Origin of the sequence: Trebonia sp. (genome assembly GCF_030042015.1) — a bacterium.
Classification (GTDB): Bacteria; Actinomycetota; Actinomycetes; order Streptosporangiales; family Streptosporangiaceae; genus Trebonia.
Genome location: NZ_JASIAL010000159.1, coordinates 1 through 10,255, shown reverse-complemented (window position 1 = coordinate 10,255; position 10,255 = coordinate 1). Strand labels below are relative to the sequence as shown.

At 64.6% G+C, this 10,255-nt stretch carries 6 protein-coding genes; 4 read left to right on the top strand and 2 right to left on the bottom strand.

Features of this window, described 5'->3' with window-relative positions:
- Both Q1N79_RS08105 and Q1N79_RS08100 read left to right on the top strand, forming a co-directional pair.
- The coding region (locus Q1N79_RS08105) for a helicase-related protein (RefSeq protein ID WP_300606146.1) at positions 1-1,263 on the top strand (1,263 nt) is incomplete at its 5' end.
- The gene (locus Q1N79_RS08100) at positions 1,260-5,150 is read left to right on the top strand and encodes an N-6 DNA methylase (RefSeq protein ID WP_300606143.1); all 3,891 of its coding nucleotides are present in this window, start codon (positions 1,260-1,262) and stop codon (positions 5,148-5,150) included. The genes Q1N79_RS08105 and Q1N79_RS08100, both read left to right, overlap by 4 nt.
- Here the strand turns inward: Q1N79_RS08100 and Q1N79_RS30595 are convergent.
- Together Q1N79_RS30595 and Q1N79_RS08095 are read right to left on the bottom strand one after the other, a co-directional pair.
- A complete protein-coding gene (locus Q1N79_RS30595; RefSeq protein ID WP_367185041.1) occupies positions 5,147-5,407 on the bottom strand; it encodes a winged helix-turn-helix domain-containing protein in 261 nt (86 codons plus the stop codon). The two genes, Q1N79_RS08100 and Q1N79_RS30595, sit on opposite strands and share 4 nt — an antisense overlap.
- A 1,036-nt stretch (positions 5,408-6,443) precedes the next feature.
- Positions 6,444-7,340: a DNA-processing protein DprA gene (locus Q1N79_RS08095; RefSeq protein WP_300606140.1), complete on the bottom strand. Its 897-nt coding sequence runs from the start codon at positions 7,338-7,340 to the stop codon at positions 6,444-6,446.
- A 201-nt stretch (positions 7,341-7,541) separates the two neighbouring features.
- Here Q1N79_RS08095 and Q1N79_RS08090 point away from each other — a divergent pair, with 201 nt between their 5' ends.
- Together Q1N79_RS08090 and Q1N79_RS08085 are read left to right on the top strand one after the other, a co-directional pair.
- Positions 7,542-9,662 carry an AAA family ATPase gene (locus tag Q1N79_RS08090; RefSeq protein ID WP_300606138.1) on the top strand — a complete coding sequence of 707 codons (2,121 nt, stop codon included), beginning with the start codon at positions 7,542-7,544 and terminating at the stop codon, positions 9,660-9,662.
- Positions 9,659-10,255: hypothetical protein (locus tag Q1N79_RS08085; protein ID WP_300606135.1), on the top strand; the 597-nt coding region annotated here is incomplete at its 3' end. The genes Q1N79_RS08090 and Q1N79_RS08085, both read left to right, overlap by 4 nt.

Below are 10,255 nucleotides of genomic sequence, written 5' to 3'. Positions count from 1 at the left end.
CTGACCAGGGACGAGACCAAGCGCCCCGTCCTCGTCGCGACCGACTGCCTGTCCGAGGGCGTGAACCTGCAGCAGAACTTCCAGGCCGTCGTCCACTACGACCTGGCCTGGAACCCGACCCGCCACGAGCAGCGGGAGGGCCGCGTCGACCGCTTCGGCCAGCGCTCCCGGACCGTGCGCGCGGTCACGATCTACGGTGCCGACAACGGCATCGACGGCATCGTCCTGGACGTGCTGCTGCGCAAGCACGAGCAGATCCGCAAGGCCCTGGGCATCTCCGTCCCTGTCCCCGACCGCAGCGACGACGTGGTCGAGGCGATCCTGGAAGGCCTGCTGCTGCGCGACTCGGCCAGCGAGCAGCTCGCGTTCGAGGGCATCGGCCTGGAAAAACGCGAAGAGCTGCACCGTGAGTGGGAGAGCGCCGCCGAGAGGGAACGCGAGTCGTTTACCAAGTACCGGCAGGCCGGCATCCAGCCCGGCGAGGTCGCCCGGGAGCTCGATGAGCTGCGCGCCAGCCTCGGCACCGGCTCGGACGTGCGGGCCTTCGCCGAGGAGGCGCTGCGCGCCTTGCGCGCCGATGTCACCCCGTTGCCTGACGGCTTCACCGCCACGACCCGGGCGCTGCCCCCCGGGCTGGCCGACGCGCTGGTCCCCGGCCACGTGGAGCCGCTGCCGTTCCGCGACAACCTGCCGGTCAAGCCCCGCGAGGCGTACCTGGACCGCACCGACCCCAACGTCGCCGCGATCGCCCGCTACGTCCTGGAGTCCGCCCTCGACACGGTCACCCCGGCAGACGGCCGTGACCGCCCGGCCCGCCGCTGCGGCGTCATGCGGACGTCCGCCGTCGCGAAGCGGACCACGTTGCTACTGGTGAGGTTCCGCATGCACCTGGAGCTGCCCGGCCGGGACGGCCCGCGCCAGCTCGTCGCCGAGGACGCCCAGGTGCTCGCCTACCGAGGCCAGCCCGCGGCCGCCGAATGGCTCGCGCCGCAGGAGGTCGCCGGGCTGCTGGCCGCCGTGCCCGCCGGCAACGTCCCGCCCGATCAGGCCCTCGATTTTTCCGAACGAGCCGTGGCGTCTGTCGATGCGCTCCGCCCGCACCTTGACTTCGTGGCGGACGAGCTGGCGGCCAAACTCCGTGACGACCACATCCGCGTCCGCGAGGCGGGCGGCCAGCGGGTCCGCCGCCAGATCGCCGTCCGCGCCCAGAAACCCGCCGACATCCTCGGCGTCTACGTGTACCTGCCCGGCGGTGCGGCGTGAGCGAGTTCACCTCCCTCAAGATCGTCGGCGGGCTGCTTTCGTCCGACCTGCTGGGCCGGGTGTTCGCGGGAGACTCACAGGTGCCCGGCACATCGCCGGAGAGTTACGGCCTGGAGCGCGGTGAGTCGGTCCGCCGCCAGGCGTCCCGGTCCTGGCCGTACCTGCTGGAGACCTGGCAGGACGAGAAGAAGCGCGACCGGTGGACCCGGATCCTGCTGCGCGAGCTTGGCTTCCCGCACGAGATGCCCTCGCACATTGCCTTCCGCGCTCTCGGCTGGGACATCGACCTGGACCACCGGACACCGCACCGCGAGGCCCGCGCCCCGCAGTCGGTGCTGCAGGAGCAGCTGAACCGCGAGGACTCCCAGCTCTGGGGCATCCTGTGCAACGGGGTGACGCTGCGGCTGCTGCGCGACTCGGCCACGCTGGTCGGCTCGGCGTATGTCGAGTTCGACCTGCAGGCGATCTTCGACGGCGAGCTGTTCTCCGATTTCGTGCTGCTCTACCTGGCCTGCCACGAGTCCCGCTTCGCCATCCAAGGCGACGGCGGCCCGCAGTCGTGCTACCTGGAGCAGTGGCGCAGTTTCGCCGCCGAACAGGGCGAGCGTGCCCTCAGCCTGCTCCGCAACGGCGTCCAGCAGGCGATCTCGATCCTCGGTACCGGGTTCATCTCCCACCCGGCCAACCCGCAGCTCCGGCACCGGCTCGCCAGCAACGAGCTGCGCCTGGACGATCTCAACCGGGCACTGCTGCGGCTGGTGTACCGCGTGCTGTTCTGGTTCGTGGCCGAAGACCGCGGGGCCCTCTTGCAGCCAGACGTTTTCGCGGAAACGTCGGACGCAATTGCGCAGCGCGTTTCCGCGGAAACGCGCGAGCGGTACCAGCAGTACTTCTCCGCCGCACGGCTCCGCCGCCTAGCCCGCCAGCACCGCGGCACCCGCCACACCGACCTGTTCGAGGCGGTCCAGCTTGTCTTCGACGGCCTGGGTTCTGAGGGCGGCGTCCCCGAACTCGCACTGCCAGGCATCGGCGGCATCTTCGAGACCGGCGCGCTGGACGAGCCGGTGGCCGGTGCCCGCCTAACCAACGAGGCGCTGCTCAGCGCCGTCCGCGCGCTCTCACTGGTCAAGCCGCGGGACGGCGGCGCGATGCGCCGCGTGGACTTCGGCAACCTCGGTGCCGAAGAACTCGGCAGCATCTACGAGTCCCTGCTGGAATTGATCCCGCACTACGACCCGGACCAGCGCTCGTACACGCTCACCGTGCTCCCTGGCAACGAACGCAAGGAGTCGGGCTCCTACTACACCCCCACGTCCCTGGTCGAGTGCCTGCTCGACTCGGCCCTGGACCCGCTGCTCGACGAGGCGACGGCGCGCGGCACCGCCGAAGAGAAGGTCGCGGCGTTGCTGGACCTGACCGTCTGCGACCCAGCCTGCGGCTCCGGCCACTTCCTCGTCGCCGCCGCTCGACGGATAGCCAAGCGCATAGCCGCCGAAGAAACAGGTGAATCCGAACCCCCCGAGCCCGAGATCCGCAAGGCCCTCCGCCGGGTGGTCGGCCGCTGCATCTATGGCGTAGACGTCAATCCGATGGCAGCAGAGCTGGCCAAGGTCTCGTTGTGGCTGGAAGCCCTGGAACCCGGCAAGCCGCTGTCGTACCTGGACCAGAACATCCGCGTCGGGAACTCGTTGTTGGGCGTCACCCCGGCGCTACTGGCCGACGGCCTCCCCGACGCCGCGTTCACCCCCATCGAAGGCGACGACCGCAAGGTCTGCGCAGCGCTAAAGAAGCAGAACGCCGCCGAACGCCAGGGCCAGCACGATCTGTTCAGCCAGTCCGGCATTCCGGTCTCGAACGCCGTCCTATCTAAGCGCGCAGACTCGATCGCCCACACGCTGCCGGACAGCCTCGAAGACCTCCACATCCACCAGCAACGCCAGGCAGAGGCACTGGCCGCGTCGAGCGAACTCCGCATCCAGAAGCTGATCGCCGACGCCTGGTGCGCCGCCTTCGTCCAGCCCAAGACGGAGGAGACTCGTTCCACGGCAATAACTCATGCGGTCATCGAAAACTTCGCCGCAGACGACGCGTCCCTGAACCTGGCCGCAGCGGAGGCCCCAGTGGCCGACGTGACCCGCCTATACCGCTTCTTCCACTGGCACGTAGAGTTCCCTCACATCTTCCGCATCACCGGGCAGAGCGCAACGGGCTGGTCCGGCGGCTTCTCCTGCGTCATCGGCAACCCACCGTGGGAGAAGGTCGAACTTAAGGAGCAAGAGTTCTTCGCCCAGCGCAGCCCTGAGATCGCGAGCGCTCCTAATCAGGCAGCGCGCAAGAGACTCATCGCTGCGCTCCCAGATACAGATCTGGATCTCCACGCTGAGTTCGCCAATGAGCAACGCAAGTCGGCTGGCTGGACCCACTTCCTCAAGGAATCTGGTCGTTACCCTCTGACCGGTCATGGACGTTTGAACACCTACGCAGTTTTCGCCGAAACTACCACAGTAATCACCTCCGTAGGAGGGCGTTCTGGCATTATTGTGCCCACTGGCATCGCTACCGATGCTACAACTGCGCCGTTCTTCCGTAACATAACCAGGCAAGGATCGCTTGTATCGCTGCTAGACTTCCGCAATAATGGCTTCTTTGCGGATGTGGCTGGAGCACAAGGAAATCGATTCTGCCTGCTGACACTCAGTGGCTCTCCGTACCAAGGCAAGATTCGGCTAGTTTTCCGATCTGGGTCAATTTCGGATATTCTAAACCCGGAACATCAGGTGACGGTAACGCCGGCAGAAATTGCCCTTCTGAACCCGAATACCGGCAACATCCCGATCTTCCGGTCACATCGAGATGCTGCGATAACTATAGGCGTCTACAGGCGGATTCGCCCTCTCTGGCTCGACTCACCCGAGGAAAATCCGTGGGGCCTTTCCTTCATGCAGGGGACTTTCAACATGGCCAGCGACTCTGCTCTCTTCCGCACACGCGAGCAGTTGGCTGGGCAAGGTTGGGTCCTGGAGGGCAATACGTTCACGCACGGCGATAAGCGAATGCTACCGCTATATGAAGCTAAGATGGTCCATCACTTCGATCATCGCTTCGGCGACTATAGGCTCGCGATTACAACTCCCGGAAAAGGGGTCCGCCAGCTACCCACCCCCAGTGTCAAACAGCACCAAGACCCCTCTTATACAGTCTTGCCCCGTTATTGGATCGCGCAGGAGGAGGTCGACCAGTCACTAAAAGGACATTGGGACAAGGGGTGGCTGCTAGGCTGGCGCGATGTAACAAGCGGCATCGATGAACGAACGATGATCTGCACAATTCTTCCACGCACGGGAGCAAGCCATAAACTTCCGCTCGCAATATCGAGTAGTTCGCTTGAGCTCCTGATGGCCAATTTTAGCAGCTTCGCCCTTGATTATGTAGCTCGTCAGAAAATCGGCGGGACGTCAATGGCCTTCTTCATCCTGAAACAACTTCCGGTGCTACCACCGCCCGCATTCGCCGAATCGGCCGGATTTATCAAGTCACGCGTCCTTGAGCTGACTTACACTGCGTGGGAGGTCGAGCCGTTCGCCCGGGACCTTGGCGACGATGGCCCGCCGTTTCGCTGGAACGAAGAACGCCGCTTCGCAATGCGGGCTGAGTTGGATGCAACGTTCTTTCGCCTCTACGGGATTGGGCGGGACGACGTGGACTACATCATGGAGACGTTCCCGATCGTCAAGCGCAAGGACGTGCAGCAGTACGGCACGTTCCGCACCAAGGGGCTAATACTCCAGATCTACGACGCTATGGCCGAAGCCGCCCGCTCCGGCGAGCCTTACCAGACTATCCTCGACCCACCGCCCGGACACGGCCTCCGCCACCCGGCGGACTAGCTGCTGAGGGACTTGAGCTCCCGTAGCGTCCAACGCACGGAGCCCTGCTTTGCGCGCCACTCACCCGGCTCCTGAAGCTTGACGAGAACAGCATCGTTGCGCAGGCGGAGGTACAACGCCGCCGACATAGTCGCATCAGGTGTCTTCCCGCGGGGCGTGATGAGCCCGGTCTCGATAGCACGCGTGGTGATCTCGCGCGTTGTCAGCGGGCATCCAGCGGACCTCAAGACCTGGATTGCGGCTTCATAGAATGTCATGCCCACTGTCTTCTCCTTCCAGCCCGGCTTCTTCCGACTAGTCTGGCACACAGTCACCCGATGACTGGAGCCCTGACGAACGGCACAGACTGCGATGCCGCTTTATCCCTCGGGTAGTTATGGAGATAACGCGGCGAAATTGATTCTTGGTCCACCATTTAAAGCATATCTGTATTTCTTTCCCGCGGAAGCCAGAAGGGATCTACCCTCAGGGTGATCCGTTGATCCGGTATTCATCGCGAGCCATTTGGATCTTTCCGTATAACAGCGACCGATCGCGTGCCGGAAAGGTCACGGGCACGCGGCCCCCGTCCAGGGACATAGACATGGATCGTAGTCTCCGAGATTGGCGATGAACTCTCTGTTGTCGCCATAGTCCTCCTTGAGCCATCGTCCGACGACCAGTACCGACACCCACGCGGCACCGGCCCTACGCAAGGCAAGAACGGCCGACTGGGCATGCCCGCCGGTCGTCCAGGTGTCATCGATTAGCAGCACATGAGATCCTGCAGGTAGCGAGGCATTGCACGTGAAATGGTCTAGGTTTACTGCCCGTGGCTGGTGAACTCTGGCCGCCACCAGGGGGCGCTTCGCTTCCCTGTGCATGACTGACTACCAGGCTGCGAAGCGGGTGCTCATAAGGCCTCGGCGGGAGAGACGGCACGATCGCCCAGTGCGTGACAGGCCGATTCGCCAGAGCTTCTGCGCACTTCGTGTGCCCTTCGAGCGCGAGGAGCAACAGCAGCCCCACCACCATCTGATGCTCGGCCACGGGGGGCCGGGCCTTGTAACCGCGCATCAGGTGACCAGACTCCCGGCCAGCCACGGCATAGGTGAGGAACGCAATCGCGTCCGCTAGTCCGGCCTGGCGGTGGTGGCTGTCGCAGGCATAGCACAGCTCGTAGCCCCCGACCGGCGTGGCGTCATGCAGTCGGCGCATGTGACTCGCACATGCCGCACGGGGTTGCGCAGGTACCCGGCAGCGATGGCGGTAAGAATGGACTCCGGGCGCGGCGCGGGCTCCGGATCGACCATGTTAAGGCGTCACCAACCTCCGTAGCTCATCCCATATGGCGACTACCTGCTCAACTGCGTCCAGCACGCCGTCCGCACTGCTCGCAACGTGGATACCGGGGCGCCCGAGCAGGTCCTGTGCCCACTGGTTGCGGACGACGACCTGATCGGTCAGGATCACCTGCCGACCATGCTCGACCGCCATCCTCGTCTGGACACGTGCGCCGCTGTGCTCGCCAGCCTCGACTACCACTGTCGCCAGCCCGTAGCCGGGCATCGTGGCGTTTCGCATCAAGAAGGTGTGCTCCTGCGGCGGCGCATCCGGCCAGAACTGAGACAGCACCAGTCCCCTGCTCGCGATCTCCCGCTGCAGGGCGCGGTTCTCGGGCGGATACGACCTCGCTATACCCGTACCGATCACGGCCACCGTGCGGCCGCCCGCATCAAGCGTTGCCCTGTGTGCGGCCGTATCGATGCCGCGTGCCAACCCGGCGACCACAGTCATCTCCCGGATGGTAAGTTCGCGCGCCAGGCGGGCGGCCATCGCAAGACCCTGCGCGGAAGCCTCGCGCGACCCCACCACGGACACCGCGGGGTCGTCAGCGACGACGGAACCCAGCGTGAAAATGACCGGCGGGGCCTGGTGAATGCCCCGAAGGCGTACCGGATAGTCCTCGTCCAGGATCGAGATAAGCCGGTATCCCCGGGACTCCCACGACTGCACATCCCTGGCCGCGGAAGCTGGCGTGACATCGCTCGGTAGGTCTATCAGCGCCGCCGGGGCGTGGCGTTCCCAGACTTCGACAGCACTGCCGACCTCAAGCAGCTCAGCAACGATCTCAGCCCAGGTCAGCCCGTCCGGCCTGGCCTGGAGGAGCGCAACGACCGCCGCGTGCTCCTGCGACCTGCCTGAAACCATGGCGTCAGCGTACGGATTTGCCTTCCGCCTCGCCATAGCTTCTCCCTTTTTCGAACCTGTGTTCAGACTAACACTACGCTTCAGGGCTTAATGGTCGCAGTTCCGACACGCCGTCTACGACTCCCCGTCACGTGTGGGCATACGATTACCAGTCAAAAGTCACGAAACGCGCATCCGGCGGAGAGGGGGCAGAACTGAGCCATGGCTGAGGAGAAGGTCAGGCGGAGTCTTCTGCTCAAGACGGCCCTGGAGATCTTGCGCGACGCTGGGACCAAGGTTCAGCCGAGCCAGGTGTTGGAGGAGATCCAGCGGCGGGTGGCGCTTACTCCGCGCGAGCTGAGCCTGGACAACAGCGGCGAGTCTCGCTTTGACCGCGCGATCGGGTTCGATACGGGTTACGCGGCAACCATCGGCTGGACGTCCAAGATCGGTGGCTGGTCGATTACAGATGCTGGCATCGAAGCACTGGTGACCTACCCGGACCCCGATGACCTACAAGCGGAATTCAACCGTCTCTACGGCGAGATCGATCAACGCCGCAAGCAGGCACTGCAGTCACTCAGCGGAGTGGAACACTTTATCGCCACGACCTTGCAGCTGGTGGAACCTGGTTCGTGGACATCCCATGATGATCTCGGCGAGCTTGCAGACACGTCCGCGCGCCAGGTCGCCGATTTCCTCGCGGGCACCAAAGTCAAGCTGCCGAACTCCTACCGGGTGCTGAATGCGGACGGGACGGTCCCGGCCGAAGAGTTCCTGAACGCCGCCTACAGGGGCGTCGACCTACAGCAAAGACTGGCCAACGAGGGCGTCGAGTTCGGCACCAACCGTCGGGCAAGCCAGGCCCAGCGGCTGAGTGCCTCGGTGCTCAAGGAGCTTCTGAAGGACCGGGCAGAAGAAGCAGCTAAGGGAACGTCAACGCTCCTCAGGCGAGCTTGGATGGTCCGTGGCACCAGCGTCGATGGTTTCAACCTAGTTCACGCATGGCTCGAAAACAGTTACGTTTCGCTCAACGTCTCGCAGCTCAGCGATACCGTGGTTGATCCAGGTCTAACTTATGACGACTTGAAACAGCTCGTAGAAACTGCTTACCAGCACAAGTCGTATGCCTACCGCGCGCAGCGGGTTGAAGAATTGGAACGGTTCATTCGCCAGATGCGCCAAGGCGACCTAGTGCTGACGCCCATGGAGGGCAGGGTCTACATCGGCCGGGTAGAGGGCAGAGCGTACTTTGAACATGAGGCCTCGCGATCCAACCTCCGTCGTTATGTTGGATGGTTCAATGCCGACGATCCAATCGCTGGCAGCGCCCTGCGTGCGCCCGTTCCGGCACTGCTGCAGAGCCAGGCTTACGTCGTAGAGCTCACCGAGGCCTACGACCAGCTCGCCGCTCTGGTCCCGGCGACGGTGGAGGAGGCGCCACCGCTCGTTCGGACTCCCGAACTACCTCAGCGGACGCTGAGCTTGCGCCCCGTGACCGCGGAACTGGCCGCCAGCCTGCTGATGGACCAGGCCGAGCTGCGCAAGATCGCCGACCTGCTCTGGGAGCGCAAGCAGGTCATCTTCTACGGGCCGCCGGGCACCGGCAAGACCTACCTGGCCAGGGAACTCGCCGCGCACCTGACCGAAGACGGCGCCTTCAAGCTCGTCCAATTCCACCCCTCGTACACCTACGAGGACTTCTTCGAGGGGTTCCGGCCAGAGCCCGGCGGGAGCGGCACGCTGACGTTCACGCTGCGGGCCGGGCCGTTCCGTGACTTCGCCGAGGTGGCGGCGGCGAACCCGAGCACGGCCTATGTCCTGATCATCGACGAGATCAACCGGGCGAACCTGGCGAAGGTCTTCGGCGAGCTGTACTTCCTGCTGGAGTACCGGGATTCCTCGATCAGCCTGCAATACTCGCCGGACAAGGAGTTCACGCTCCCGCAGAACCTGTTCCTCATCGGCACGATGAACACCGCCGACCGGTCGATCGCCCGCATCGACACCGCGATGCGCCGCCGGTTCTCGTTCATAGAGCTGGATCCCCGCATCCCACCCGTGCAAGGGCTGCTGGCCCGCTGGCTAGCCGTCCATAATCTTCCGAACGAACCGGCGCTTCTCCTCGATGCCCTCAATTCTCGCCTGGCGGACGTAGACGTGGACGCGGTGATCGGCCCTTCGTACCTGATGAAGGAGTCGATCTACCGGCGGGTCGACGGCCTGGACAGTGTGTGGCAGTACGAGATCATGCCGCTGCTCGAGGACCTGTTCTACGGGCAGCGCGACCTATCCGAGCACTACGGGCTGGAAAGCCTGCGCAAGGCGATCGCTTCGCAGTGACCAGCATCGAGCTGGACGAGCTCGGCCGACCTGCGGAGCTGCCGCTGACGGTCTCACAAGGACGGCTGCTTGCCGCCTCGGGAGTGGTGAGCGCCGTTCCGTCGCCGTACCAGCCCGGGCTCTGGCTGATCGCCCCGGCCGGGAAGGTCGGCGCGGCCCGGATCGGCGACGTTACCGTCCACATCAGGCCGAAGGTCGAGATCGCCAGGCTGCTGTTCCTTCTCGGCTACTCGTGCTACGCGGCGGATTGGCGGGCTGACACCGTACCGGCGGAGTCGGCACCGGATCTCGTGCCCGTCATCGCCCAGGTGCTATGGCGGCAGACGGAGCGCGCGATCCAGCAAGGGCTCCTGCCCGGATACGTCGTCGTCGAGGAGAGCTCGCAGGTGCTGCGCGGTCGACTGCGCGAGAGCGCGCAGCTGCATACTCATCACGGGCTGCCGCTGCCGTTGGAGATCCGGCACGACGAGTTCACCCCCGATATCCCGGAGAACCAGATTCTGCGGACTGCGTGCGCGCGGATGCTTTCGGTGCCGCGGGTGGATGCCGAGTCGGCGCGGATGCTTCGGCGGCTGCTGCGCGAGTTCGGTGAC